Genomic DNA, 25,576 nt, shown 5'->3' with positions numbered 1-25,576 from the left:
ACGCCCCGACAGCGGCGTCGGGGGGAGGAATCGTGCCCGCGGCCGAGGTGACGATGTGCACCTTTCCCACGACCTGGTGTGCGCCCCGGGCCGCAGTGGCGCACGGTGTCGGACGGACGTGAACCGCGAGGACAGGGAGCATCGGGTGGACGACGAGGCGATCGTGCTGGCCGCGCCGCTCGTCCGGACCGACCCGCACCGTCCCGACACCGAGACCTGGCTGGGCCGTCCGGTGCCCGAGGGCTACACGGACATGATCGACCAGGTCCGGGAGCTGCTCGACCGCCTCGCCGGTGCCGCCCCGAGCGCCGAGGTCGTGCGGTCCACGACGAAGACCGTCGCGGAGCTGAGCGCCGCGCTGGCCGCGTACGAGGTCGACGAGCCCGACCAGCTCTCCGGACGGCTCGGTTCCGCTGCCGGCCGGGCGCAGGTGGCCGGTCCCGCGCTGCACGTCGACGAGGTCGACGACGAGCGGATGACCGGGCGGGTCCGGTTCGGCCGGCACTTCCTGGGCAGCAACGGCGTCGTCCACGGCGGCGCGATCCCGTACCTGTTCGACGACCTGCTCGGCAGGCTCGCCCTGGGCGGGGGACGCCCGCGTTCCCGGACCGCCTACCTGCACGTCGACTACCGCTCCGTCGCCCCGATCGACACCGAGCTGCGGGTCGCGGCCTTCTTCGACCGCGAGGAGGGGCGCAAGCACTTCCTGCGCGGCACGCTCCACGACGGCGACCGCCTGTGCGCGGAGGCCACGGCCCTCTTCGTCGCGCTGAACCCGGGCCAGACCTGACACGAGGTCCTCAGTCCTCCTCGGCGGGCGCCGCCAGCGACGGCCACCCGACGTCGGCGCGGACGCTCCCCGAGACGTAGAACGCCGGCGCCGTCACCGAGGTCCCGCACGACGGGCAGCGGCGTCGCTCGCGACGTCCGTCGTCGACCAGGAAGCCCGGTGGGAAGCGACGGATGCGACCTCGGCACCACTCGCCCGGGCAGATCAGATCCTGGTGCCACACCAGGTGCTCACCGTCCGCCATGGCCACCGAGTCTCGGCGCTCCGCGGAGACCGGCGGCCCGTCCCGGCGGCAAATACTTTCCGCATGACGTCCGACGATCTCGTCACTGCTCCGGGTGCTCCCCCGACTGCCCCGCCGCGCGGGACGTGACGGCCCAGCGGCCTCGTCCGGTCGCAGCGGCGCCCCGGCGACCGGCCCAATTACGTCGGGAATCCGCGCCGACCAGCACCGGCGCATCGGTCGGGCTCGTTGTCACCTCCGACCGGCCGGGTTGCAGACGGACGACCCGGGCCGGCTCCTCGCACGCTCCCCCCGGTATCGGAGAAACCTGTGATCATCCTCGGCATCATCCTCATCGTCGTGGGCTACGTGGCCCCCGTCCCGAGCATCATCGCCACCATCGGCTGGATCCTCCTGGTCGTCGGCCTGATCCTCACCCTGCTCGGCGCCGTCGGGCGCCCCGTGGGACGCAAGACCTACTTCTAGGCACTCCCGGGGATCCGCCGGCGGCCCACACGGGCCGCCGGCGGGTCACCCCGGAGTGAGCACGCGACGGTGTGCCTACGGTGGTGCGGCACCCGCACCGAGAGGACACCCCATGGCGACACCGTCCGGCTCGGTCGGGGCCCACCTGGCGACCCGGCTCGTCCAGCTCGGCGTCGGCCACCTCTTCGGCCTCCCCGGGGACTTCAACCTCGCGCTCCTCGACGAGATGCTGCCGGTGCCGGGGCTGGAGTGGGTCGGGTCTACCAACGAGCTCAACGCCTCCTACGCGGCCGACGGCTACGCGCGGGTGGGGCGCCGGGTGGGGGCGTTCGTCACCACGTACGGCGTCGGGGAGCTCTCCGCGGTCAACGGCATCGCGGGCAGCTACGCCGAGGACGTCCCCGTCGTCCACGTCGTCGGGATGCCGTCGGGGACCGCCATGGCCGCCGGCGCCCCGCTGCACCACACCTTCCTCGACGGCGACTTCCGCCGCTTCGAGCGCGTGTTCCGCGAGGTGACCGCGGCCCAGACCGTCCTCGAGCCCCACAACGCCGTCGCCGAGATCGATCGTGTCCTGCGGGTGGCCCTCGAGACGAGCAAGCCGGTGTACATCGGGGTGCCCGCCGACGTGGCCACGGCCGCCGCCGGAGCCGGCTCGGTCGAGCCGCTGGTCGCCCCCGCGGGCGACCCCGCCGGCCTCGAGCAGTTCCGTGCCGGGCTGGCGGCGCACCTGCAGGGCCACGACGACGTCTGTGTCCTGGCCGGTCCGCGCGTGCACCGCCGGGGCCTCGAGCACGTGGTCGCCGGGCTCGCCGAGCTGCCCGGGGTAAGGGTCGCCTCGCAGTCCGGGTCGAAGGCGCTCGTCGACGAGGAGCACCGCGCCAGCCTGGGGACCTACCTCGGCGCCACCACCCGCTCCGACGCCGCCCGCGCCGCCGTCGACGACGCCCGCCTCCTGGTCATGGCCGGCACCGTCCACAGCGACTTCACGACGGGGTTCTTCACCCACCGCTACGACCGCGAGGCCGCCGTGGAGCTCGCGATCGACCACGCCCGGATCGGGCGCGCCGTGTACCCGCGGGTGCGCCTCGAGGACTCACTGCAGGTCCTCCACGAGCTCGTCGGGGCGGCGGGGTTCTCGCCGGCGCCGCCGGTGGAGCTCGCACCGTCCGGCCACGACGTGCCGGGCGCGGACGACGAGCCGCTCGACCACGCCCGGTTCTGGAGCCGGCTGCAGGGCTGGATCGCCCCCCGCACCACCCTCGTCGCCGAGGCCGGCACCGCCTTCTACGGCGCCCTCGACCTCTCCCTCCCCGCCGAGTCCGACCTGCTCGGCCAGCCGATCTGGTCGTCGATCGGCTTCACGCTGCCGGCCACGCTCGGCGCCGCGCTCGCGCGCCCCGACCGACGTCCCGTGCTGGTGATCGGCGACGGCTCGGCGCAGCTCACCGCGCAGGAGCTCGGGATGCTCTACGCCCGCGCGCCGGACGCGATCGTGCTCCTGCTCAACAACGACGGGTACACCGTCGAGCGCGCCATCCAGAGCCCGGACGCCGTCTACCAGGACATCACCGCGTGGGACTGGACCCGCCTGCCCGCCGCCCTGGGCGCCCCGGACGTCCACGCGGTGTGCGCCCGGACCGTCGGCGAGCTCCGCGCCGCCCTCGACCACGCCGGGACGCCGGGCACCGCGGCGTTCATCGAGGTCGTCCTGCCGCCGAAGGACGCGCCCCGTCTCCTGCTCGAGCTCGCCCGGGGCCTGTCCACCACCGGCCGGGCGGCGTTCGAGACGTCCTGATCCCCACCATCGGTCCGGCCAGCCCGGTCCGCTCAGCCCGGGCCCGGCCAGCCTCGGATCGACGGGCCGTGGTTCCTGCTCCCGGAGCGCCGCACTCTCGAGTCACATCCCCGAGAGCTCAGGAGCGATCCCATGCCACGCACACGGCCCGACATCACCGTCCCCGACCTGACGGGCAGGCGCGCCGTCGTCACCGGAGCGAGTGACGGCGTCGGCCTCGGCGTCGCCGCACGGCTCGCCGCCGCCGGCGCCGAGGTGGTCCTGCCCGTCCGGAACCCCCGCAAGGGCGAGGCGGCGCTCGCCGCGATCGCGGACCGGACGCCGGGGGCGGACGTCTCGCTGCGGACCCTCGACCTGTCCTCGCTCGCCTCGGTGGCCGACCTCGGTGCCACCCTGCGCGAGGAGGGCCGGCCGATCCACATCCTGATCAACAACGCCGGCGTCATGACCCCGCCGGACCGGCAGAGCACCGCCGACGGGTTCGAGCTGCAGTTCGGCACCAACCACCTCGGCCACGTCGCGCTGGTGGCCCACCTGATGCCGCTGCTGCGGGCCGGAGCGGCCCGCGTGACCTCGCAGATCAGCGTCGCCGCCCGCTCCGGCACGATCAACTGGCAGGACCTGGACTGGGAGCGCTCCTACGACGGGATGCGCGCCTACAGCCAGTCGAAGATCGCGTTCGGGCTCTTCGGCCTCGAGCTCGACCGGCGCAGCCGCGCCCACGGCTGGGGCATCACCAGCAACCTGTCGCACCCCGGCATCGCGCCGACGAACCTGCTCTCCGCCCGCAGCGAGGTCGGCCGCGACCGCCCCACCCTGGGACGGCGGGTCATCGGCGCCCTCTCCGCGCGCGGCATCCTCGTCGGCACGCCCGAGTCGGCGGGCCTCCCCGCGCTCCTCGCGGCGACGTCCCCCGAGGCCCGGGGCGGCCTGTTCTACGGGCCGGGCGGGCCCGGGAACCTCGGGGGCGCGCCCGCGGAGCAGAAGCTCTACCCGCCGTTGCGCAGCGCCGACGAGGCCGAGCGGGTCTGGACGGTGTCCGAGGAGCTGGTGCGGGTGGGCCTGATGACCGGGTGACGACGGGCGCTCTCGTCTCGCCGGACGTCCGTGCCCGGCGTCGGGCCCGGCATCGTGCTCAGCGCCCGGCGAGACGCCGCCGGTTGCCCGTCACGGACTGGTGCACGGGGGCGAGGACGTTGCCCACGAACTGCGCGGTGTCCCGCGGGGGGTGCACCACCGCGGCGTATCCCGCCCGGCCGAACGCGCTCGCCTTCTCGGTGACCATCCGCTGCAGCTCCCGGCGCTCCTTGGCGTTCGGCGGCCATCCGCCCAGCACGAGCCGCGCCGTCCGGTAGGAGATGACGATCGGGGTCGAGACCGTGATCTCGACGAGCTGCATCCACGGGCGCAGCCACCCCGCCCCGGACTTCGTGCTCGTGGTGTTCATCCCGTCCACGGTACGGACGGGACGCCGGGACGCCCGCCGACGGTTCGCTCCGTGGACAGCAGGGCGCGGACCGCACCGGCGTCGGGGCAGGTCAGGGCGGCCGCGGCGACGTCGCGGGCAGAACCGAGGTCGACGTCCCGGACGGCTTCCTTGACCGTGGCCGCGGCGCCCGGGGCGACGCTGAGCTCGCGGACCCCGAGACCGATCAGGATCGGGACGGCGGCCTCGTCGCCGGCGAGCTCGCCGCAGACCGCGACGAGCACGTCGTCCCCGGCCCCGCGCACCGTGGCCGCGATCAGCGCGAGGACCCCGGGGTCGAGGGCGTCGGCGAGGGCGGCGAGCTGGTCGTTGCCGCGCTCGGCGGCCAGCGTGTACTGGGTGAGGTCGTTGGTGCCGATCGAGAAGAAGTCGACGTGCGGCGCGAACGCGGCGGCCTTGAGCGCCGCCGCCGGCACCTCGACCATGATCCCGACCCTCAGGCCGGCCGGGCGACCCCGGCCGACGGCCTCGACGGCCTCGTCCAGCGCCCGGCGGGCGGCGGTGAGCTCGTCGACCGCCGCGATCATGGGGAACATGACGTCGAGGGGATGGTCGTGGGCGACCCGCACGATCGCCGTCAGCTGGTCGGCGAGGATCCGAGGGCGGGCCAGCGCCAGCCGGATGCCCCGGACCCCGAGGAACGGGTTGGCCTCGGGCGCCACCGGCAGGTAGTCCAGCGGCTTGTCGCCACCGACGTCGAGCGTGCGCAGCGTGATCCGGCCGTCCATCGCCTCCGCGATCGCGCGGTAGGACGCCTCCTGCTCGTCGACGGTCGGGGCCTCCCGCCGGTCGAGGAAGCCGAACTCGGTGCGGACCAGGCCGGCGAGGTCGGCCCCGTGGGCGGCCCGGGCGTCCTCGGGCGACCCGAGGTTGGCGCCGACGAGCACCGTGGTCCCGTCACGGGTGACGGCCGGTTCGTGCGCCCGACGCCGCGCGTCGTCCCGGCGCCGGTCGAACGCCGCGGCCCGGTCGCGGAAGGCGGCCAGCGTGGCGTCGTCGGGGTCCACGACGACCTCGCCGGTGGTCCCGTCCACGACGAGGAGCGTGGCCTCGCCGGCGCGGGCGGCCGGCGCGGCGCCGACCCCGACGACGGCGGGCACACCGCGGGCACGCAGCAGGATCGCGGCGTGCGCCGTGGGGCTGCTTCCGGCCAGGACCACCGCGGGCGTGCGCGCCGGGTCGAGGGCGGCGGCGTCGGCGGGGGACAGGTCGTCGGCGACGAGGATCCCGTCCGGCGCGGTGTCCTGTTCCTCGCGGCCACCGAGGGCGCGCAGCACCCGGTCGCGCACGTCGCGCACATCGGCGGCGCGAGCACGCAGGTACTCGTCCGCGGCGGCCGCGAACCCCTGCTCCACGTCGTCGAGGGCGTCCGCCCAGGCGCGCGCGGCGTCGGCGCCGCCGTCGATACGGGCACCGGCGTCGGCGAGCAGGTCGGGATCGTCGAGCAGCAGCACCTGGGCGTCGAAGATGGCGGCCTCGGCCTCGCCGATCTCGCGGGCGGCGGTGCCGCGGACGCCGTGGAGCTGGTCGCGGGCGCGGGTCCGGGCCTCGTCCAGGCGGCCGCGCTGCTCGTGCGGGGTGCCGGGCCGGGCGTCGGGGACGGTGACGGCGGCCCGGCGCGCGACCCGCACGGGCCCGATCCCGATGCCGGGCGACGCCGGGACCGGCCGGTGCTCGGTCCGCTGCTCCTCGACGTCGAGCTCGACCGCGAGCGGTGCCGGCGCCGGGCCGGCCTCGCCGAACCCGTCCCCGGCGAGCCCGAGGATCCGGCGGAGCGCCTCCGCGGCGTCGCCGCCCCGGGCCCGCACCGCGACCTCGTGGCCGTGGAGGGCACCGAGGGTCGCGACCTTCGACAGGCTCGCCGCCGAGACCTCCGGCCCGTCGAGCGTGACGTTGCGCAGACGCACCTCGGCGTCGAGACCGTGCAGCGCCCGCACGAGCTGCGCGGCGGGCCGGGCGTGGAGCCCGTGCGGCATCGCGACGGTGAAGGACCCGACCTCCTCGTCGCCGGCCGGCGCGGTGTCGGCGGTGCCGGGCTCGAGCGGGGTCGAGGACGGGCCGAGATCGGCCGGACCGAGATGAACCGCCTTGGCCTCCAGGGCGTCGCCCGCCTCGGCGGCGACGGCCGCGGCCGAGGCACCCCCCGCCGCGCTGACCGAGGCCAGCACGAGCCCCTCGACGAGCGGGGCCGGCGTGAGCACCACGCGCTCGCGGACGTCGTCGTCGACCATCTCGAGGGCCAGCTCGGCGGAGAGCACCGCGCTGCCCATGTCCATCAGCACGACCACCCCGTCGCCCTGGTCGGCGCGGGCGACGGCCTCGCTGATGGCGATCGCGTCGGTGCCGAAGCCGCCGTCGTCGAGGCCGGCGGCGACCTCGATCGGGCCGCGGCCGTCCTGCAGCATCTCCCCCGCCAGCGCCACCGCCGCCTCCGCGAGGGCCCGGCTGTGGGACACGACGACGATCCCGACGGTCACGCACCCTCCGCGACGGCCCCGCCGACCGAGCCGGCGGCCGCGGCGACCAGCAGGGCGGCCGACGTCGCGCCCGGATCCTGGTGGCCCGCGCTGCGCTCCCCGAGGTAGCTCGCCCGTCCCTTGCGGGCGACCATCGGGGTCGTCGCGTCACGGCCCTCGTCCGCGGCGGTGGAGGCGGCCCGCAACGCGTCCGCCAGCGACTCGCCGGCGGCCAGTGCGGCGTCGAGCGCGTCCAGGGCCGGGGCGAGGGCGTCGACCATCGTCTTGTCGCCGAGCTCCGCCTTGCCGCGGGCGACCACCCCCTCGAGACCCGCGCGCAGCGCCTTCGCGAACGTCTCGGGGTCGAGCGTCGTGGCGCCGCCCGTGGCCGGGGCCATGCGGAGGAACCACGTGCCGTAGAGCGGTCCGCTCGCTCCCCCGACCGACTTGACCAGCGTCATGCCGGTCTGCTTGAACAGCGCCGCCGGGTCCGCGGCGGGTGCGGCGTCGAGGGCGTCCACCACCGCGCTCATGCCGCGGTGCATGTTCGCCCCGTGGTCCGCGTCGCCGATCGCGGCGTCGAGGTCGGTCAGCTCGTCCTTGTGCTCGGCCACGGACGCGGCGAACGCCCGCAGCCAGCGCTGCAGGGTGTCGAGGTCGACACCGGGAGAACCAGCTGCCATCACATGCCCCATCGCAGGCCGGAGGTGGCCACGGGCGCGTCCCAGAGCCGCAGGAGCTCGTCGTCGAGCTGCGTGATGCTGACCGAGCACCCGGCCATGTCCAGGCTGGTGACATAGGGCCCGACCAGGGTGCGGACCGGGACGACGCCCGCCTTGTCCAGCAGGGCGGCGATCTCGCCGTACATCAGGTACAGCTCGAGCAGCGGTGTCGCGCCCGTGCCGTTGACGAACACGAGGACGCCGTCCCCGCCGGTGAAGTCGCGGTCCGCGAGCACGGGGTCGACCAGCATCGGGGCGATCTCGTGCGCGGGCGCGAGCGGGACACGACGCCGGCCCGGCTCGCCGTGGATGCCGATCCCGATCTCGATCTCGTCGTCGGGGAGGTCGAAGGTGGGGCTGCCCTTGGCCGGGACGGTGCAGGACGTCAGCGCCATGCCCATGCTGCGGGAGTTGTCGTTGACGCGACGGGCCAGGTCGGCGAGCTCGGACAGGCTGCGCCCCTGCTCGGCGGCGGCGCCGACGATCTTCTCGACGGCGATGGCGGCACCGGTCCCGCGCCGGCCGGCGGTGAAGAGGCTGTCCTCGACGGCGACGTCGTCGTTCATCACCACGGCCTCGACCGTCGTGTCGGTCTCCGCCGCGGCGAGCTCGGCGGCCATGTCGAAGTTCATGACGTCGCCGGTGTAGTTCCAGACGAGGTGCAGCACGCCGGCGCCGCTGTCGATGTTCTTGGTGGCCTCGGCCATCTGGTCGGGCACGGGCGACGTGAAGACCTCGCCGGCGCAGACCGCGTCGAGCATCCCGGGGCCGATGAACCCGGCGTGCGCGGGCTCGTGGCCGCTGCCCCCGCCGGAGAGCAGCCCGACCTTGCCCGACACGGGCGCGTCGGCGCGGTAGATGATCCGGTTCTCGTGGTCGACCCGGAGCTCGGGATGCGCGCGGTCCAGCCCGCGCAGGGACTCCGCGACGAGGTCGGCCGGGTCGTTGAGAAGCTTCTTCATGATTCGACTCCTGACGTAGAGCGCCGGGCCGACGATCGTCGTTCCGCCAGGTCCGGGCAAGGGTCCGGACGGCCGAGACGATCAGCGATCGGTCCGGGCGAGCCACCACGCCACGACATCTCTCTTCGTGTAGCCGACCGGTCGCGGGACGTCACCGGACGCGGCCTCGTCCGGCGTCTCCATCGCCCGCCGGAGGCCGTCGGCCAGGCTCACCGGGTCGCCCGGGGTCGTGAGGGTGACGAGCGGGTGCCCGCGCAGGTCGTCCGCGAGGCCCGTCTCCGTCGTCGTCACCACCCGGCAGCCGTGCGCCAGGCCCTCCACCAGCGGCAGCCCGATCTGCTCGCGCCACCGCCGGAGCCGGACCGACGGCATGGCGACCACGGCGCTGGAGCGCAGGAGCTCGTGCACGACCTCCCGGGGCGGGCGCCGCCGGATCGACACCCCGTCCCGCAGGGGCGGCTCGCCCTCCCCGGCGGGGTCGCACACCACCATCCGCCAGCCCTGCTCGACCGCACCCGAGCGCTCCCAGGCATCCATGAGCACGGGGAACCCCTTGCGCTCGCTGGGCGCGCCGAGAACCAGCACGGTGCGGTCGCGGGGCGTCCCGGCCGGGGGCCCGCACACGCGGCAGGCGTCGAGCCGCGGCGTCAGGACGGTGTGGCGCGCCCGTCGCAGCGACCACCCGAACGCCCGCCGATAGTTCTCGGCGGCGCCGGTCGTCCCGAACACCACCGTGTCGAGCAGCAGCAGGGAGACCCCGAGCCCGCCGGCGGCGAGCCGGGTCGCCACCGCACCCAGCACGGGGCGGGCGTCGAGGGACCGGAAGCTCAGCCGTTCCCGCGCGTCGAGGTTCTCGATGGCGTAGGTCGCGACCCGCACCCGTCGCCGGCCCGGACGCGCCGCGCGCAGCACCCTCACCAGGACGATGGAGCGCAGGGCCCGGACCCACTCCCCGACCCACAAGGGCTCGGCGACCTCGAGGAGCTCCAGGTCGGGGTCCCGCGCGGCCTCCAGCAGCCCCGGCCAGCTGAAGGGCCGCACGTCCGGGTGCGCCAGCAGGGCGGGATCGGCGTCCCCGAGCTCCGAGGTGAAGAGCAGCACCTGGCCCGCGGGCATCTCCTCCACGACCGAGCTCCGCAGGTTCGGGACGATCCGCAGCGTCTGCACCGCAGCTGGTACCCCGCCGGCGCCGCCCCCATCCGGCCGTCGGGCACCTCTCGGAGACCCGTCGTGAGCACGGTGCACTCCTCGACGGTTCGCCGTGACCCCGGACTGCGCTACCGTCGCCCCTGCCCGGCCGCCGAGGACGGAGGCGGATCTGTGTCGCGGACGGGATGGCTCGGGGAGCTCGGCGCCGGGAGCTGGCGACGCGTGGCCGTGGCGGCCGTGCTGACGGCCGGCCTGGTGGTCGAAGCGGTCCACCAGATCGGCGCCGGCGACCACGCGCCGGACCTCCCGATCGTCGACGACTGGCTCCCCGCCGGGCTCATCCTCGCCTCGAGCGCCGTGTGCGTGTGGGGCGCCCGACACCGTCGGACGAGCCCGTCCCGCGGTGCGTGGTGGTGCTTCGCCGCGGCGCTGCTGCTCTTCGCCCTCGCGGAGATCCTGTGGGGAGCGCTGTACGGCGACGGCGGCGACGTGCCCACCCCGAACCCCACCGACGCGCTCTACCTCGGGACCTACCCGCTCTTCATGGCGGGCCTCGTCCTGATGGTGCGGGCCCGGGTGACCGACGTCCCCTGGCACCGGTGGCTCGACGGCTTCGTCCTGGTGCTCCTCGTCGCCACCCCCGGCGTCCTGCTGGTGATCGTCCCAGTGCTGCAGAACGCCCCGATCGATCCCGCGGGGGAGCTCGTCACCGTCGCCTACCCCCTCGGTGACGTGCTGCTGATCGGTGCACTGCTCGGCACGCTCCCGCTCATGTCGTGGCGCCTCTACGGCAGCTGGCCGTGGGTCGGCGCCGGGCTCGTGTGCCTGACCGTCGCCGACTCCGCCTACAGCCTCACCGCCGCGGACGTCGTCGCCCACCGCGGCCCCTACGACTTCCTCTGGAGCGCCGGCGCGCTCGCGTTCGCCGTCGGCGCCACCAGGCTGCCCGGCCACCCCCGCCCGTCGAGGGAGATCACCGGCTGGCCCGCGATCGCCCTGCCCCTGTTCGCCCAGGCGGTCGCCGTCGCCACCCAGGTCTACGGATGGTTCCGGCCGCTGCCGCCCGCCGAACGGCTGCTGACCATCGCCGTGCTGGTCGTCGGCATCGCCCAGATCATCGTCTCGCGCCCCCGGCCGTCGGGCGAGAAGGACGAGACGGCCGGGGCGGGCCGGGACGCCCGCTGATCCCGGCGTCCGTCGGCTACGCGGCCTCGACCTTGGGCATGATGTCGTTCTTGATGCGCTTGAGGTCGTCGAGCGTCTTCGTCACCGGGACGTCGGTGAAGGGCGGCCAGATCAGCGGCATGGTCAGACCGGCCTCCTTGTAGGCCTTGAGCCGGTCGGTGAGCTGCTTCTCGGTGCCCACCAGGAGGTTGGACGGGACGCCGTTGTCGGTCTGGTCGGTCTCCTCGTCGGTGATGACCGTCCAGATCATGCTGCAGATCTCGAGGTCCTTCGAGCGCTTCGGGCTCCCGATCTCCTCGAACTGCTGGTCGATGGCCGTGAGCCACTTCGACAGGCCGTTGGGAGAGTCCTGGATGCCGATCCAGCCGTCGAGGTCGTACTTCGTGATGCGCTTCGCGGAGCGCAGCGGGTCCTTGAGCCCGCTCATGAAGATCGGCGGGCGCGGCTGCTGCAGCGGCTTGGCGCCGAACCCGCACCGCTCGAAGTCGGCGAACTCGCCGTGGTACTCGAAGTGCTCGTTCGCCCAGACGCCCTGCAGGACCTCGATCGTCTCGCGCACGTGCTTGTGCCGCTTCGGGAAGATGTGAGCCGCGCTCGCGGCGGCGAACTCCTCGGGCATCCACCCGGCGCCGAGACCGACGTTGAGCCGGCCGCCGGAGAGGTGGTCGATGGTGGCCAGCTCGGCGGCGAGAACGCCCGGCGCCCGGAACGGGGTGTCGATGATGCTCTGGCCGATGCGGACCGTCGATGTGCGCGCGGCGAGCCACGGGAGCAGCGGGTAGCCCTGGAACCACTGCCCGGTGGACTGCACGGGCAGGGCGTTCGGCAGCCCGTCCATCATGCCGAACGAGTACTGGAGCTCCCCGCGGTCCGAGGCCTCCGGGACGACGATCCGGTCCAGCGTCCACACCGAGTCGAACGCGAGCTCCTCGGCGAGGTCCGTGAGGTCCTCGAGCTCCTTGATGGTCACCTCGGTGCGGAAGTTCGGCAGGTACAGAGCGAGCTTCACGGGGACGGCCTCCTTGCCCTCGGAGCGACGTGGATCACAGCGGCTGGCGATGACGCTCCCGCACCTCGTGATCCGAGGCAAGGGTTGCGTCCAACCGACAACCTCTCCCGCAGCACCGGTCCGGCTGGCATGATCCGGACTGCGATGACCACGACCTCCCGCCGTCCCGGGACCTTCGCCGAGCTCTGGCGCCGCGCCGTCGACCGGCACGCCGACCGCCCGTTCCTCGTGTTCCGCAGCGAGGACGGCGAGGTCGACACGTGGACCTACGCCGAGTTCGACGGCCTCGTCCGCGACACCATGGCGCTGCTCGCGGCGCACGGCGTCGGCCGCGGGGACGCGGTGCACCTGTGCCTGCGCAACTGCCCGGGGTCCATCGCGCTCTGGCTCGCCACCACGGGGCTCGGGGCCTGGATGGTGCCCGTCGACCCTGCGTCGACGAGCCGCGACGTCGCGAGCCAGATCGCCCGCGTGACCCCGAAGATGGGCTTCTACGCGAGGGCGCGGAAGGACACCTACCTCGCCGGCGTGCAGGGCGCAGGGGGCACCGCGCTGCGCAGCGTCGCCCTCGAGGAGACCGCCGCGGACGTGCGACCGGGCGGCCGCCTGCGGGCCGGGGACGGCCGGACCGCCGAGGTGGAGGCCGTGGAGCCGGGCACCCGGCTGGCCGTCATGTTCACCTCCGGCACGACGTCGCAGCCCAAGGGCGTCGTGCTGACCCAGGCCAACTACCGCCACGTCGCGGCGGGCATGGCGGCCGCGGCGGACCTCGGCGCCGACGACCGCTGGCTGGTCACGCTCCCGCTGTTCCACGCGAACGCGCAGTTCTACTGCTTCGCCCCGGCGATCGAGGTCGGCGCCTCCGTCGCCCTCACCGCGACCTTCTCGGCGAGCCGGTGGGTCGCGCAGGCGACCGAGCTCGGCGCCACCCACGCCAGCCTGTTCGCCGCGCCCGTGCGCATGATCCTGGCGCGGACCCCTGAGGGCACGCCGCCCGCCCGGCTGCGCCACGTCTGGTTCGCCCAGAGCCTCGGCCGGGACCACCACCGCGAGTTCGCCGAGCTCGTCGGCGTCCTGCCGCGCCAGGTCTACGGGATGACCGAGACGACCACGGTCGTCACCGCCGACCGCGGCGATCCACCCAGCCACGAGCTGATCGGGGAGCCGCTGCCCGGCCGCCGGGTCCGCCTCGTCGACCCGTCCACCCACGCCGACGTCGAGCCCGGCTCGCCGGGAATGATCATCGTGGCGGGCGAGCGCGGCGTCGACCTGTTCGCGGAGTACCTCGACGACCCCGCGGTCACCGACCGCACGTTCACCACCGACGACGACGGCGTCACCTGGCTGGTCACCGGCGACCTCGCCCGGGAGACCGGGAGCGGGGCGCTGCAGTTCGTCGGACGCGCCGACGACGTCATCAAGGTCGCCGGGGAGAACGTCAGCCTCACCGAGGTCGAGGCCGCCCTCGCCCAGGCGCCGGGCGTGCTCGAGGTCGCGGTCGTCGCCCGCGCCGACGCGATCCGCGACCAGGTGCCCGTCGCCTACGTCGTCGCCCGCGACCCGGACCACGCCCCGACCGTCGACGAGCTCGCCACCTGGGCCGCGGATCAGCTCACGCCGCAGGCCCGGCCGCGCGAGTGGCACCTCATCGACAGCCTGCCCCGCACCAGCGTCGGCAAGGTGCGCCGCTTCAGGATCGGCAGCGACGACGCCTGAGCGGCGAATCTGCCGACGCCGGGCGTTTGTTGCTCCCCCGGCGCGACCAGGGGTGTGATGTGGGCCTCACCCATGACCCTCGGGAGGTCGTCGATGGCCGACACCATGAAGGCGCTCGCATTCCTGGGCACCGGGAAGGTCGGGCTCGTCGAGCGCCCGATCCCCACCGCCGGCCCCGGCGACGCGGTCGTCCGGACGACGAAGGCGCTGATCTGCACCTCCGACGTCCACACCGTGGCCGGGCTTCTGCCGGTCCCCGAAGGCCGCCTGCTCGGGCACGAGAGCGTCGGCGTGGTCCACGAGATCGGCGAGGGCGTCACGTCGGTGCAGGTGGGCGACCGGGTCGCGGTCAACGCCGTCACCCCGGACGGCACGTGCGACAACTGCCAGGCCGGCTACACGTCGCAGTGTGGCGGCCCGCTCGGTGGCTACCGCTTCACCGTCCAGAAGGACGGCAACATGGCGGAGTACTTCCACGTCAACGACGCCGACTACAACCTCGCCCCGATCCCCGAGGGGCTCGCCGACGAGGTCGCGGTCTACGCCTGCGACATGCTCTCGACGGGGCTCATCGGCTCCGAGAACGCCAACATCCCGATCGGCGGCTCCGTGGCGATCTTCGCCCAGGGCGCGGTGGGCCTCTCCGCGACGCTCGGCGCCAAGCTCCGGGGCGCGGGGCTCGTGATCACCGTCGAGGGCCTGGCGAACCGGCAGGCCGTGTCCCGGCAGTTCGGCGCCGACGTGGTGATCGACCCGGCGTCGGGCAACGTGGCCGAGCAGATCATGGAGATGACGAACGGCGGGGCGGACTCCACGGTGGAGGCCCTGGGCAACCAGGCGACCTTCGAGGGCGCGCTCTACGCCACGCGTCCCGGGGGAACACTGTCGAACGTCGGGTACCACGGGGAGTCCGGCCCGACGGTCGTCATGCCGCTCGACGCGTGGGGCCTGGGCATGGCCGGCAAGAAGATCGTCACCGACCTGTGCCCGGGCGGGCGCCTGCGCATGGAGCGGCTGATGCGCCTGCTGTCCAACGGCAAGATCGACCCCACGCCGATGACGACCCACCAGATGGGCATCGACGAGGTCGAGGAGGCCTTCGACATGATGACCCACAAGCGCGACGGCATCATCAAGCCGCTGATCACCTTCTGATCAGCCCCGTCTCACCCCTCCGTCGCCCGCCCGACCGGACCACTGCCCGGCGGCCGGGGGGCGTTGAGCCGGAAGCCGACACCCACCAGGCGGACGACGAGGGCGACGGCGGCGCCGACGAGCGTCCACACCAGGCCGCCGACGCCCGCCCTCGCGGCGAGCACGACGACCGCGGCGCCGAGCATCGCCGGGATCGCGTAGAGCTCGCTGCTCAGGACGCTGGGGACGCGGCGTACGAGGACGTCGCGGATCGTGCCCCCGCCGGCCGCGGTGATCGTGCCGAGCAGGACGGCCTGCCCGGTGCCCGCGCCGTGGACGAGGGCCGTCGTCGCCCCGGTCACCGCGAACAGGCTCAGCCCGAGCGCGTCGAAGACCGTGATCGGCAGGGCCAGGCGCTCGAGCTGCCCGGCCGCCGCGAACGCGACCAGTCCGCCGGCGGTGGCCACCACGAGGTAGCGCCAGTCGCTGAACGTCGCCGGGGGAAGGGCGCCGAGCAGGACGTCGCGCAGGATCCCGCCGCCCAGGGCGGTGATCATCCCGAGCGTCACCACCCCCACGATGTCCAGCCGCGCGACCCGGATCCCGGTGAACGCGCCGTTCAGCGCGAACGCGAACGTCCCGGCGAGGTCCAGGACGAGCGCCGTCGTGACGGTCGCGGGCGATCCGGTCATGCCCTCTCAGTGCCCCCGGAACGCCTCCGCCAGCCACCACGACGGGCCGTCGGAGGTGACCTTCGCATCGAGCAGCAGCGGGCGGTCGCGCGGGCCCGCGAGCCACCCCTCCACGATCGCGAGGTCCCCGGTCGACCGGACCACGGCCGCATCGCACCCGTAGCCCCGGGCGATCGCGGCGAGGTCGGTGTCGGGGAAGCGCACGGTCCCGTGGTCGGAGTCGGCGAAGTGGTGGAACTCCGCGCCGTACCCCGCGTCGTCGTAGACCACGACGACCATCCCCAGCCCCAGCCGTACGGCGGTCTCGAGCTCGGCGATCCCCATGAGGAAGCCGCCGTCGCCGCACGCCGCGACGGCGAGGCGGTCCGGACGGGCCAGCGCGGCCCCGAGGCCGGTCGCCAGGCCCAGCCCGATCGACTGGAAGGCCTGCGTGAAGCAGAAGCCGGCCGCGTCGGGGACGGCCAGGTAGCCCGCCGGGTAGCCCATGAAGTTGCCGGAGTCCACGGCGACGGTCCGCTCGGCGGGCAGCAGCCCGTCGAGTGCGGCCGAGAGCGTGCTCGGGTCGATGCGGTCCGACCCCGCGACGTCCGCGGGCGCCGCGTGCCGGCCGTCGGTGGCCAGGCGGGCCGCCACGGCGTCGCTCCGGTACCCCGCGGAGGTCGCGACGTGCTCGGCGACGTCGCAGGCGGTCGCCGCGACGTCGCCGAGCACGCCCAGGTCGACGGGGCGCTGCGCCCCGAGCGCGTCGGCGGTGTCGTCGACCTGCACCAGCGTCGCGTCGCCGAGCAGGGCCCCGTGCCGGGTGGTCCACATCGTCAGCGAGGCGCCCCAGGCGACGACGAGGTCGGCGCTGCTGATCAGCTCGGCGGCCACCGGGGTGGAGAAGCCGCCGGAGATGCCCAGCGACCACCGATGGCCGGCGAAGAGCCCGTGCGCCACCGCGGACGTCGCGAGCAGCGCCCCGCAGGCGTCGGCGAGCGTCTCGAGCTCCGCACGGGCGTGCCGAGCGCCGCGCCCGGCGATGAACACCGGACGCTGCGCACCGTCGAGCAGCGCGGCGAGCTCGGCCACCGCGGCGGGGTCGGGGCGGGGTGCGCGCCACGTCGTCCGCTCCGGGGCGGGCGCCGGGTCGGCGGGCGCGGCCTGCACGTCGAGGGGCAGGTTGAGCACGACGGTGCGGCGCTGGTCGCGGCAGGTGCCGTAGGCGCGGACGACGTCCGCGGCCGCCGACGCCGGCGAGTGCACCCGCTCCGCGACGGCGCCGACCGAGCGCGCCACGGCGTCCTGGTCGATGCGGAAGTTCGACCGCACGGCCGCCCCGGCGGTCTCCGCCGCGAGCACCAGCAGCGGCGTACGGCTCTTCGCCGCCTCGGCGATGCCGGTCAGCGCGTTGGTCAGCCCGCAGCCCTGGTGCAGGGTGACGACGGCGACCTCGCCCGAGGTCCGCGCGTACGCGTCGGCCATCGTCGCCGCGCCGCCCTCGTGGCGGGCCGCGGCGTACGGGACGCCGGCCGCGCGCAGCGCGTTGGTGACGTGGAAGTTGCCGCTGCCGACGACACCGAACGCGTGCCCGACGCCCAGCTCCGCCAGGAGCGCGCCCACCTGGTCGGCGACCGTCACGTCTCCACCAGCGCCAGGACGCGCGTCGGGCTCCCCGACCCGCCGACGATCGGCAGCGGGCACACCACCAGCACCGCGCCGGTGGCGGGGAGACGGCCGAGGTTGCGCAGGCTCGTCAGGCCCCACTTGTGCGCGCCCATGAGGAAGTGGTGGCACGCGAACGGCGGGTCGAACCCGCCCGCGGCCCCCGCGTCGGTGCCCACGGTCTCGACGCCGAACCCGGCCAGCGGCGAGGACTGCGCGATCCAGCGCGCGCACTCGGCGGACACCCCCGGGGTGTGCGGGCCGGCCTCGTCGGCGTTCATGAACTCGTCCTGCGTCCCGCCGCGGGCCTCCCACCCGGTGCGGTAGAGCAGCCAACCGCCCTCGGGCAGCGGGCCGTGCTCGGCCTGCCAGGCCTCGATGTGGGCCACCTCGAGCAGGAAGTCCGGGTCGCCCTCGACCTCGCGGCTCATGTCGATCACGACGACCGGCGCGACGAGCAGCCCCATCGGCGCCTGCGAGACGTCGACGCCGTCCCGCCCGGTGACCCAGTGGTTGGGGGCGTCGAGGTGGGTGCCGGTGTGCTCGCCGGTGTGGATGTCGTTCCAGTACCAGGCGGGGCCGCGGTCGTCGTAGCGGGAGAGCTCCTCGAGCCGGAACCGTGAGGTGTTCGCGAACGGCGCGGGCAGCTCGAGGATCGGCGTCGACTCATGCAGCGGCGTCGTGAGGTCGATGACCTCGACGCTCCCGGAGCGGGTCGCGGTCACCAGGGCGGACAGGACGGACACGGGGGTCTCCTCGGTGGGGCGTGCGGGGGATCCGGCTCAGTAGATGCGGCGCAGGCGCGCCGCCAGCGGACGGCCGTCGGGATCGAGCACCCTGCGGTACGCGGGGCCCGTGATCCAGCGTTGCCGCCAGGTCTGGTCGACCTGCTCGTGGCCGGGGGCGTGGCGACGGAGGCGGCCGGGCGGTCGCGCGCCGAGCGCGCCGCCGGCGTGCCACGCGTCGAGGGCAGCGACCCGGTCGCGCACGGTGCGCGCGGCGTCGTCGGGGTCGAGCAGGACGGCGTCGTCGGCCTCGAGGTGCTCGCGCATCAGCTCGAGGCGCAGCCGGCGGGCGAATCCCCGGGCTCCGTCGCCCAGACCCCCCGGGTCCGCGGGGGCACGCCCGTCGCGCTCGGAGTCGAGGATCGCGGCCGCGAGCTCGGAGTCGTGGGTCCAGGACCGCGTGTTGAAGTTGTTGCTCCCGACCGTGGCCCAGACGTCGTCGACGACGCAGATCTTGGCGTGCACGTAGACCGGGCGCGCCTCGTCGTTCTCGACGTCGAGGATCTGCACGCGGTTGCCGCCGGCCTCGTGGACCATCGCGATCGCCTCGCGCTGCCCGACCGACGCCGGGGTCGGGCCGTCGTCGCGGTCGGGACGCGGGACGACGGCGATCAGGTGCAGCTCCGGGGCCCGGCGCAGGGCAGCGGCGAATACGCGCGCGACATCGGCGGACCACAGGTACTGGTCCTCGACGTAGACCAGCCGCCGCGCCCGGCCCAGCACCTTGATGAACGCGCGGGCGAGGCTGCGCTCGCCGCGGGGCGCGAACGGGTGCGCGGGCCGTCGCTGCGGATAGGTGCGCAGGATCTGGATCGCGCACCCGCCTGCCTGCGGCGGGGTCGGCGCCGGGTCCGGGAGCGACGACCCCCGCCGGGGCAGGCCGTGGAGGAGGTCGGGGACGACGTGCCAGGGCAACCGGGCCAGCGGCGCGGGGTCGTCCCACCGCTCGGCGACGACGTCGTGCAGGTCCCGGACGACCGGTCCGCGCAGCTCGACCTGGGCGTCGTGACGGGGGCTGCGGGTGTACTCGTCGCCGGACGCCGCCGACTGCGGGTCGCCCCGATGGACGATGTCGTCGCGGGCGCCGAGGACGAGGTCGATGCCGCCGACGTAGGCGACGTCGTCGTCCGCGTCGCGGTGCCGGAGGACGACGATCTTCTGGTGGTGGCTGCCGAGCGGCCGGATCCGCTGGTCGAGCAGCACCTCGCCGCCGGCGGCGAGGACCGCCCTCGCGAGCCGGCGGTTCTGCGCGACGTGATAGCCGAACGCCTCGAGGTGCGAGCGCCACAGCAGCCCGCGCACCAGGGCCCCGCGCCGCGCCGCGCCCGTGAGGACCTCGGCGACGGTCGGTCCGCCGTCGCCGAGCTGCTGGTCGCCGTCGCCGCGCCAGCCGGCGAACAGCACCAGGTCGCCCGCGCCGGTCGCCGCTACCCGCTCGGTGAGCGCGCGGTAGTAGGCGCTCCCGTGCACCCGCAGGTGCACGGCGTTGCCCTCGGTCCACGCCCGCACCCGGGTCGCCGGGTTGTCGCGCTCGGCCCGCGTGAGGAACCAGTCCTCGATCCGCGGCGCGCCGCGCCGGGGCCCGATCCCCAGCGCGTCGCACAGCCCGGGCAGCAACTCCTCGCCGTTCGGGGCCTCGACGACCGGTGGGCTGCCGTCGTCACCCGCCGACTCCCGGTCGTCCCCGACGTCGAGGAGCCGGCGCAGCGCGATCACGGCGACCCGCCCCGGGTGGTCGCGGGCGAAGTCGGCGAAGAGCTGGGGGTCGTGGCCGGCGTCGTCGCCGACGAGCACGAAGGTGGTGTCCGGGTGCCGGGCCGCCAGCCGGTCGAGCACGGCGCGCTTGCTCTCCAGACCCGCGCCGAAGAGCCAGCCCGTGAAGATGCCGCGCCCGGCCATCAGCACCGTGCCCGGCGGGTACTGGTCGTGGCGCAGGATCCGCCGCAGCGGGCGGGCGAGCCGGATCGGCAGGGCCGTCAGGAAGAAGACCGATCCCCCGGCGCCGCCCTCGACCAGCGTCCGCAGCACCCGCTGCATGCCGAGCTGCGACCGGCGGTCGTGCGGGCCCCGGGTGGCCAGCGCGCGCAGCCGACCCCACTGCTGGCGCAGCGGCGCGATCCGCAGGATGCCGTCGATGTCGTAGACCACCGCGTACGTCGATCGCTCCATGGTCACCGTGCGCATCGTCGCGGGCGGGCGAGCCGAGGACAAGCGCCCTCAGGCGGTGGCCGAGACCAGCCAGCAGGCGGCGGTGAACGCCACCTCGTCCCCCCGGACGAACGGGGCGAGGGCCGGACGGACGCGGTCGACGACGCGGGCCCTGATCGCGTCGTCCTGCCCGGCCAGCGCCCGTCCGACCGGGCCCATGAGGGTCAGGTAGGCCTCCAGCTCGCTCGCGGGGAAGGTGCACTCGCGGTCGACGGGCTCGACGGCGACGTCGCCCCACCCCGCGGCACGGAGCATGGCCGCGGTGCGCTCGGCGTCGGCGAGGCCGAACTGACCCGGGGCACCGGGGACGGGCGGGGGCACGTCGAGCAGGCCGGCGGCCGCCTCCGGCGCGGCCGTCATGAAGGGGTTCTCCTCGGGGTCACGCCAGACGACCGCGCGCAGCGCGCCAGCGGGCGACGCCGCCGCGCGGAGGTTGGCGAACGCCGCCTGCGGGTCGTCGAAGAACATCACCCCGAACCGCGAGGCGATCACGCGCGGGCCGGGGCCGAAGTCGTGGCGCTGCGCGTCGGCCTCGACGAACGACACCTCCACGCCCGCGCGCGCCACCCGCTCGCGGGCCGCTGTCAGCATGGGCTCGGAGACGTCCACCCCCGTCACCGCCGTGCCCGGACCGAGCCGGTGCGCGAGGGCGAGGGTCGTGGCACCGGTGCCGCACCCGACGTCCATCACCGCGGGGACGCCGGGCGCGGCGTCGGCGACGTGGTCGATCAGGAGCTCCTCCAGCGGGACGTACATGGCGTCGAGGACGCTCTGCAGGCGCACCCAGGCCCCGCCGCCGGGTCCGTTCCACTGCGCCGCCTGCTCCGTCCCCATCCGTCCGCCTCCCGTCGCCGTGCCCCGTGACCATGCCCCGACGGCGCGGTCTCCGCACCTGATCCCCGCCCCGGCGGCTGGTCCGGGCCCGCGCGCTGGTGGACGCTGGGGACGTGGGCACGGAGCTGGGTCCCTATCGCCTGGGCCCGGTGCTGGGCAGGGGCGGCATGGGCGAGGTGTACCGGGCGTGGGACACGCGCCGCGGGCGCTGGGTCGCGCTCAAGCTGCTCCACCCCCGGTTCGGCGCCGACCCGGCCTACCGGCGCCGGTTCCGGCGCGAGGCGGAGGCCGCGGCGGACCTGCGCGAGCCGCACGTGGTGCCGGTGCACGACTTCGGGGAGATCGACGGCCAGCTGTTCCTCGACATGCGCCTCATCGACGGCACCGACCTCGGCACCGTCCTGGGCGAGGGGCCGCTCGCTCCCGAGCGCGCGGTCGACCTGATCACGCAGGTCGCCGCCGCGCTCGACGCCGCCCACGCCGCGGGTCTGGTCCACCGCGACGTCAAGCCGTCGAACGTGCTGGTGGGGCCGGGCGACTTCGCCCACCTGGCCGACTTCGGCATCGCCCGCTCCACGGGATCGGAGACCGCCGAGGGCTCGGTGATCGGGACCATGGCCTACATGGCCCCGGAGCGGCTGCGGGCCGAGCCCGCCGACGCGCGCTCCGACGTGTACTCCCTCGCCTGCCTGCTGCACGAGTGCCTCACCGGCTCGCCGCCCTTCGTCGCCGACGACCCGCCCGCGCTCGTCGACGCCCACCTGCGCCTGCCCCCGCCCGCCCTGACCGACGACGCGATCCCGCCGGCGCTGCGACGCGTCATCGCCCGCGGCATGGCGAAGGAGCCCGGGGACCGGCCGGCGGGCGCCGGGGTGTTCGCCGGGGAGGCGAAGGCGGCCCTGCACGCGCGAGCGACTGCGCGGCTCACCCGACTCGTCCCATCCGCCCGGTCGGACCGGCTCGTCCGCGGCTGGCGTCGATGGACGCCGCCCCTCCCCGGCCGGGGGGCGCGGCGGATCCTCGGCGGCGCGCTCGCGGTCCTGCTCCTCGTCGTGGGGATCGTCGCGGTGCGCCGCTACGTGGGCGACGGGATCTCCGTCGGGTACAGCCCGGTCGCGGTGGCCTTCTCGGCCGACGGCGGGGACGCCTTCATCGCCAACGCGGGTGACCGGTTCGTCTCGGTGTACGACACCGGCCGGCGCGTCCGGGTCGGCGAGGTCCTCCTCGACGGCGAGACCGTGGGCGCCGTCGCCGACCCCGCGGGCGAGCAGCTGTTCGTCACCACCAGCCGCCGCGACCGGCACGCCCTGTCCGTGATCGACATGCGCACCTCCGCCGTCGTCGCCGGCGTCGCCCTCCCCCGTGCCCCGGTCGCCGTGCCGGTGGTGAACGCCCGCCGGACCACGGCCTTCGTCCCGACGCCCCGGGGCATCGACGTCGTCGACCTGCGGGGACGCGGCGTCGTGGGCACCCTCAACCGCACGGCCACCGGGCTCGCGCCGAGCGCGGACGGCACCCGCCTGCTCACCGTGGACGACCGCCGCTCGACCGCCGAGGTCGTCGACGTCGCCACCCGCTCGACGGTGACGTCGATCCCCCTCGAGGCGCCGGCGCGCAGCGCGGTCGCGTCGCCCGACGGCACCGCGGTCTACCTCGGCAGCACGGACCCCCGGCACGCCCTGACCGTCGTCGACCCCGTCGCGGGAGCCGTCGTCGACTCCGTGGCGCTGCCCGGTCCCGTCTCGGCGCTGACCGTCTCCCGCGACGGCAGCCGGGCGTTCCTCGCCCTGGCCACCGCCGATCGGCCGGTGCTCGCGGCCGTCGACACCGACGACCTCCGGCCCCAGGTCGGCTGGTTCATGGAGGAGTTCACCGGCCGGGTCGCGCTCGCCGCCTCCCCCGACCGCAGGGAGGTCTACATCGTCAACACCGACCTGGGGACGCTGACCATCGACGACGTCTCGCGGCGTCCGTGAACGCGGAGGGGGTGACGCACAACCGTTTGCGTTGTCGTTAGCGGTGCTATGGACTGGCGGTCATGCTCCGTGACAGCCGCGGCGGCCCGCTGACGGCGCCGCCGGTCGAGGACTCGACGGAGCGTCCTCCCCGCCGCTGGCTCGTCCCCCTGCTCAGCACGCTGTTCGTGCCGATCTACGCGTCCGGGTTCATCGCCGGGAAGATCGCCACCGCGCACATGGCGGTGCCGACGGTGCTGCTGTGGCGGTTCCTCATCGCGCTGTCCGTGGTGCTCGTCGCCGTCGTCGTGATGCGGCCGGCGATGCCCCGCGGCCGGGCCTGGGTGCACCTCGTGGTCACCGCCCTGCTGCTGCAGGTCGGCCAGTTCAGCTTCGTCTACACCGGCCTGGCGGAGGGCGTCCCGGCCGGCGTCTCCAGCCTCATCCTCGGGATGGCGCCCCTGCTGGTCGGGCTGCTGACGCCGCTGGTGCTGGCCACGCGGCTGGGCGCGGCGCCCGCCGTCGGCCTGCTGATCGGGGCCTGCGGGGTCTACATCGTCCTGTCCGACCAGCTCGGCGGGTCGCTCGGCTCGGCCGTCGTGCTCCCGGTGCTCGGGATGCTCTCGATGGCCGCCGGCACGCTCTACCAGAAGCGGTTCAACGACGACACGCCCGTCGCCACGAGCGTCGCGGTCCAGATGGCGGCGTCGCTGGTGGTGACCGTGGCCGCGATGCCCTTCCTCGGCGTCGGCTGGCTGCCCACCGACGCGGCCGGGTGGTGGGTGTCGCTCTGGCTCGGCGTCGTGAACTCGGCCGGAGCGTTCGCGCTGATGTTCCTGCTGCTGCAGTGGCGCTCGACGGTGCACGTGAGCGCCCTGCTCAACCTCGTACCGGCGACGGTCGCGCTCGCCGCCGTGCCGATCGTCGGCGAGCCTCTCACCGTGAACGCCGTCATCGGCCTCGCCGTGGCCCTCGTCGGCATGTACGTCGGCCTCGGGCTCCTCGGCCGGCGGCGCCGGGCAGGATCCCCGTCATGAGGCGAGTGGTCTGTCGCGCCTTCGGGCCCGTCGAGGACGTCGAGATCGTCGACGGGCCCGATCCCGTGCCGGGGCCGGGCGAGGTGCTCGTCGAGGTCGAGGCCGCCGGGGTCGGCTTCGTCGACGCCCTGATCGTCCGGGCCGGCTACCAGCTGCGGCCGGAGCTGCCCTTCACCCCCGGTACCTTCCCTGTGCGGGCGCGGGACGGCGATGGGGGCGGAGGTCGGGAGCCCAGCCGTCGGCGACCGCGTCGCCGCGCTGGTCATGGGCTTCGGCGCCTACGCCTCGCACCTGACGACATCCGCCGGCTCACCGGGGGCGGCGCGCACCTGGTCGCCCGCTTCGCCCGGCGGGCCGTCACCGGGAAGATCGCGCTGGTGCCCGGCTGAGCGGGGCGTGCACATCCTGAGCCGATGTTGACGGTCCTCGCGCCACCTCACGACGATGGCCGGAGGCGATGACCTGGCCGGGGACCTCGCCGACGACTCGAAGGAGCCCGCCGTGATCGTGATCAACATCGTCATGCCGATCCGTCCCGAGAAGACGGACGAGTGGCTGGCCCTCGCCGACTCCTACGCCAAGGACGTCAACTCCGAGGAGGGCTGCCTGTTCTTCAAGTTCTCCCGCAGCCTCACCGACGAGAACGAGTACGTCTGCATCGAGGGCTTCCGGGACGCCGACGCCGGAGCGACCCACGTCCAGCAGCCCTACGTGAAGCACTTCTTCGACGCCGCGCCCGACCTCGTGTCGGCACAGCCGCAGATCCTCTACATCGACACGCCCCACGCCGGCTTCGGCCCGATGGGCGAGATCCAGCCCCGGTGACGAGCAGGCCGACCTAACCGTCGTCGACCGGCCCGGACGCCGGGCTCGCGTGGCCGATCGGGGCCGCGGGGGTGTGCCCCTCACGTCCGTCGTGGCCCTGGAACACCAGGACCAGGCCGAGGACGCCCGCCGCGATCGCGAGGACCGCCCCGACCCGGTCCTTCGTGGAGGTCGCCGGCGGGACGACGACGGCCCCCTCCCGGGCGTACCCCCGCTCCGCACGGAGCCAGGCGGCGAGGCGGGACGGCTGCGTGGACCAGGGCATGGGGTCCGCCCCGTCAGCTCGGGTCGCGGCCCGGCGGGCGTTGCTCATCCGACGCTCGACCTCGGCGGCGACCCCGTAGGCGACGGCCAGCGGGAAGAGCCCCACGGTCAGCAGGTCGAGCGGGGCGGCGACCACCCGGACCAGCCCCGCCACCAGGCACGCGGCGGCGACGACGAGACCGCCCTTCCAGCTCCTCAACCAGGTGAGCACGTCAC

24 protein-coding genes are annotated in these 25,576 nt (G+C 74.9%); 11 read left to right on the top strand and 13 right to left on the bottom strand.

The features are described 5' to 3' along the window. Positions 1-145: 145 nt before the first annotated feature. Positions 146-790: a PaaI family thioesterase gene (locus tag PH189_RS24815; RefSeq protein ID WP_274191526.1), complete on the top strand. Its 645-nt coding sequence runs from the start codon at positions 146-148 to the stop codon at positions 788-790. 10 nt (positions 791-800) lie between these two features. Here the strand turns inward: PH189_RS24815 and PH189_RS24810 are convergent, their stop codons facing one another. Next, positions 801-1,034 (bottom strand): hypothetical protein, encoded by a 234-nt coding sequence (locus tag PH189_RS24810; protein WP_274191525.1) that lies wholly within the window; start codon positions 1,032-1,034, stop codon positions 801-803. 309 nt (positions 1,035-1,343) lie between these two features. On the opposite strand from PH189_RS24810, the gene PH189_RS24805 reads away from it, so the two are divergent. From PH189_RS24805 to PH189_RS24795, 3 genes are all read left to right on the top strand, one after another. Beyond that, a complete protein-coding gene (locus PH189_RS24805; protein WP_274191524.1) occupies positions 1,344-1,499 on the top strand; it encodes a DUF6131 family protein in 156 nt (51 codons plus the stop codon). 112 nt (positions 1,500-1,611) lie between these two features. Continuing rightward, positions 1,612-3,297 (top strand): alpha-keto acid decarboxylase family protein, encoded by a 1,686-nt coding sequence (locus tag PH189_RS24800; RefSeq protein ID WP_274191523.1) that lies wholly within the window; start codon positions 1,612-1,614, stop codon positions 3,295-3,297. Positions 3,298-3,429: 132 nt separating this feature from the next. Further along, positions 3,430-4,374: an SDR family oxidoreductase gene (locus PH189_RS24795; protein WP_274191522.1), complete on the top strand. Its 945-nt coding sequence runs from the start codon at positions 3,430-3,432 to the stop codon at positions 4,372-4,374. 58 nt (positions 4,375-4,432) lie between these two features. On the opposite strand, the gene PH189_RS24790 is transcribed toward PH189_RS24795, so the two are convergent. The 5 genes from PH189_RS24790 to PH189_RS24770 form a co-directional block, all read right to left on the bottom strand. Beyond that, on the bottom strand, positions 4,433-4,744 hold the full coding sequence (locus PH189_RS24790) for a hypothetical protein (protein WP_274191521.1): 312 nt from the start codon (positions 4,742-4,744) through the stop codon (positions 4,433-4,435). Then, positions 4,741-7,260, bottom strand: coding sequence for a phosphoenolpyruvate--protein phosphotransferase (ptsP, locus tag PH189_RS24785; protein WP_274191520.1), 2,520 nt, complete (start codon positions 7,258-7,260; stop codon positions 4,741-4,743). The genes PH189_RS24790 and ptsP overlap by 4 nt, the downstream gene beginning before the upstream one ends. Then, positions 7,257-7,922, bottom strand: a complete 666-nt coding sequence (gene dhaL / locus PH189_RS24780) for a dihydroxyacetone kinase subunit DhaL (RefSeq protein WP_274191519.1) — start codon at positions 7,920-7,922, stop codon at positions 7,257-7,259. The genes ptsP and dhaL overlap by 4 nt, the downstream gene beginning before the upstream one ends. Next, positions 7,922-8,923, bottom strand: a complete 1,002-nt coding sequence (gene dhaK, locus PH189_RS24775) for a dihydroxyacetone kinase subunit DhaK (protein WP_274191518.1) — start codon at positions 8,921-8,923, stop codon at positions 7,922-7,924. Before dhaK ends, dhaL begins: the two co-directional genes overlap by 1 nt. An 81-nt stretch (positions 8,924-9,004) precedes the next feature. Next, positions 9,005-10,090, bottom strand: a complete 1,086-nt coding sequence (locus tag PH189_RS24770) for a glycosyltransferase (protein WP_274191517.1) — start codon at positions 10,088-10,090, stop codon at positions 9,005-9,007. A 153-nt stretch (positions 10,091-10,243) separates the two neighbouring features. Here PH189_RS24770 and PH189_RS24765 point away from each other — a divergent pair, with 153 nt between their 5' ends. Beyond that, positions 10,244-11,257 carry a hypothetical protein gene (locus PH189_RS24765; RefSeq protein WP_274191516.1) on the top strand — a complete coding sequence of 338 codons (1,014 nt, stop codon included), beginning with the start codon at positions 10,244-10,246 and terminating at the stop codon, positions 11,255-11,257. Between the two features lie 16 nt (positions 11,258-11,273). On the opposite strand, the gene PH189_RS24760 is transcribed toward PH189_RS24765, so the two are convergent. Next, positions 11,274-12,266 carry an LLM class flavin-dependent oxidoreductase gene (locus PH189_RS24760; protein WP_274191515.1) on the bottom strand — a complete coding sequence of 331 codons (993 nt, stop codon included), beginning with the start codon at positions 12,264-12,266 and terminating at the stop codon, positions 11,274-11,276. A gap of 144 nt (positions 12,267-12,410) precedes the next feature. Here PH189_RS24760 and PH189_RS24755 point away from each other — a divergent pair, with 144 nt between their 5' ends. Both PH189_RS24755 and PH189_RS24750 read left to right on the top strand, forming a co-directional pair. Continuing rightward, positions 12,411-13,982 (top strand): class I adenylate-forming enzyme family protein, encoded by a 1,572-nt coding sequence (locus tag PH189_RS24755; protein WP_274191514.1) that lies wholly within the window; start codon positions 12,411-12,413, stop codon positions 13,980-13,982. A gap of 93 nt (positions 13,983-14,075) precedes the next feature. Further along, positions 14,076-15,137 (top strand): alcohol dehydrogenase catalytic domain-containing protein, encoded by a 1,062-nt coding sequence (locus PH189_RS24750; protein WP_274191513.1) that lies wholly within the window; start codon positions 14,076-14,078, stop codon positions 15,135-15,137. Between the two features lie 11 nt (positions 15,138-15,148). On the opposite strand, the gene PH189_RS24745 is transcribed toward PH189_RS24750, so the two are convergent. Genes PH189_RS24745 through PH189_RS24725 form a run of 5 tightly spaced genes read right to left on the bottom strand, consistent with a single transcriptional unit; the run spans position 15,149 to position 21,279 of the window. Beyond that, positions 15,149-15,808: a trimeric intracellular cation channel family protein gene (locus PH189_RS24745; protein WP_274191512.1), complete on the bottom strand. Its 660-nt coding sequence runs from the start codon at positions 15,806-15,808 to the stop codon at positions 15,149-15,151. Positions 15,809-15,814: 6 nt separating this feature from the next. Beyond that, positions 15,815-17,428: a thiamine pyrophosphate-binding protein gene (locus PH189_RS24740; RefSeq protein WP_274191511.1), complete on the bottom strand. Its 1,614-nt coding sequence runs from the start codon at positions 17,426-17,428 to the stop codon at positions 15,815-15,817. Further along, complete coding sequence (locus PH189_RS24735; protein WP_274191510.1) at positions 17,425-18,198, bottom strand: cyclase family protein; 774 nt, start codon at positions 18,196-18,198, stop codon at positions 17,425-17,427. The genes PH189_RS24740 and PH189_RS24735 overlap by 4 nt, the downstream gene beginning before the upstream one ends. 36 nt (positions 18,199-18,234) lie before the next feature. Further along, the gene (locus PH189_RS24730; protein WP_274191543.1) at positions 18,235-20,406 is read right to left on the bottom strand and encodes a phosphatase domain-containing protein; all 2,172 of its coding nucleotides are present in this window, start codon (positions 20,404-20,406) and stop codon (positions 18,235-18,237) included. A gap of 48 nt (positions 20,407-20,454) precedes the next feature. Continuing rightward, entirely contained in the window at positions 20,455-21,279 is an 825-nt protein-coding gene (locus PH189_RS24725; protein WP_274191509.1) for a class I SAM-dependent methyltransferase, read from the bottom strand. Between the two features lie 113 nt (positions 21,280-21,392). On the opposite strand from PH189_RS24725, the gene PH189_RS24720 reads away from it, so the two are divergent. From PH189_RS24720 to PH189_RS24705, 4 genes are all read left to right on the top strand, one after another. Continuing rightward, positions 21,393-23,255, top strand: coding sequence for a serine/threonine-protein kinase (locus PH189_RS24720; protein WP_274191508.1), 1,863 nt, complete (start codon positions 21,393-21,395; stop codon positions 23,253-23,255). Positions 23,256-23,317: 62 nt separating this feature from the next. Then, entirely contained in the window at positions 23,318-24,271 is a 954-nt protein-coding gene (locus PH189_RS24715) for a DMT family transporter (RefSeq protein ID WP_274191507.1), read from the top strand. Continuing rightward, on the top strand, positions 24,268-24,660 hold the full coding sequence (locus PH189_RS24710; protein WP_274191506.1) for a hypothetical protein: 393 nt from the start codon (positions 24,268-24,270) through the stop codon (positions 24,658-24,660). The genes PH189_RS24715 and PH189_RS24710 overlap by 4 nt, the downstream gene beginning before the upstream one ends. Positions 24,661-24,715: 55 nt before the next feature. Continuing rightward, positions 24,716-25,096 (top strand): putative quinol monooxygenase, encoded by a 381-nt coding sequence (locus tag PH189_RS24705; RefSeq protein ID WP_274191505.1) that lies wholly within the window; start codon positions 24,716-24,718, stop codon positions 25,094-25,096. A gap of 13 nt (positions 25,097-25,109) precedes the next feature. Here the strand turns inward: PH189_RS24705 and PH189_RS24700 are convergent, their stop codons facing one another. After that, positions 25,110-25,571 carry a hypothetical protein gene (locus tag PH189_RS24700; protein WP_274191504.1) on the bottom strand — a complete coding sequence of 154 codons (462 nt, stop codon included), beginning with the start codon at positions 25,569-25,571 and terminating at the stop codon, positions 25,110-25,112. Positions 25,572-25,576: the final 5 nt, after the last annotated feature.

Source organism: Actinomycetospora chibensis (genome assembly GCF_028737215.1).
Taxonomy (GTDB): Bacteria; Actinomycetota; Actinomycetes; order Mycobacteriales; family Pseudonocardiaceae; genus Actinomycetospora; species Actinomycetospora chibensis.
The sequence above is the reverse complement of the archived record's forward strand: the minus strand, read 5'-3'. Positions and strand labels throughout refer to the sequence as shown.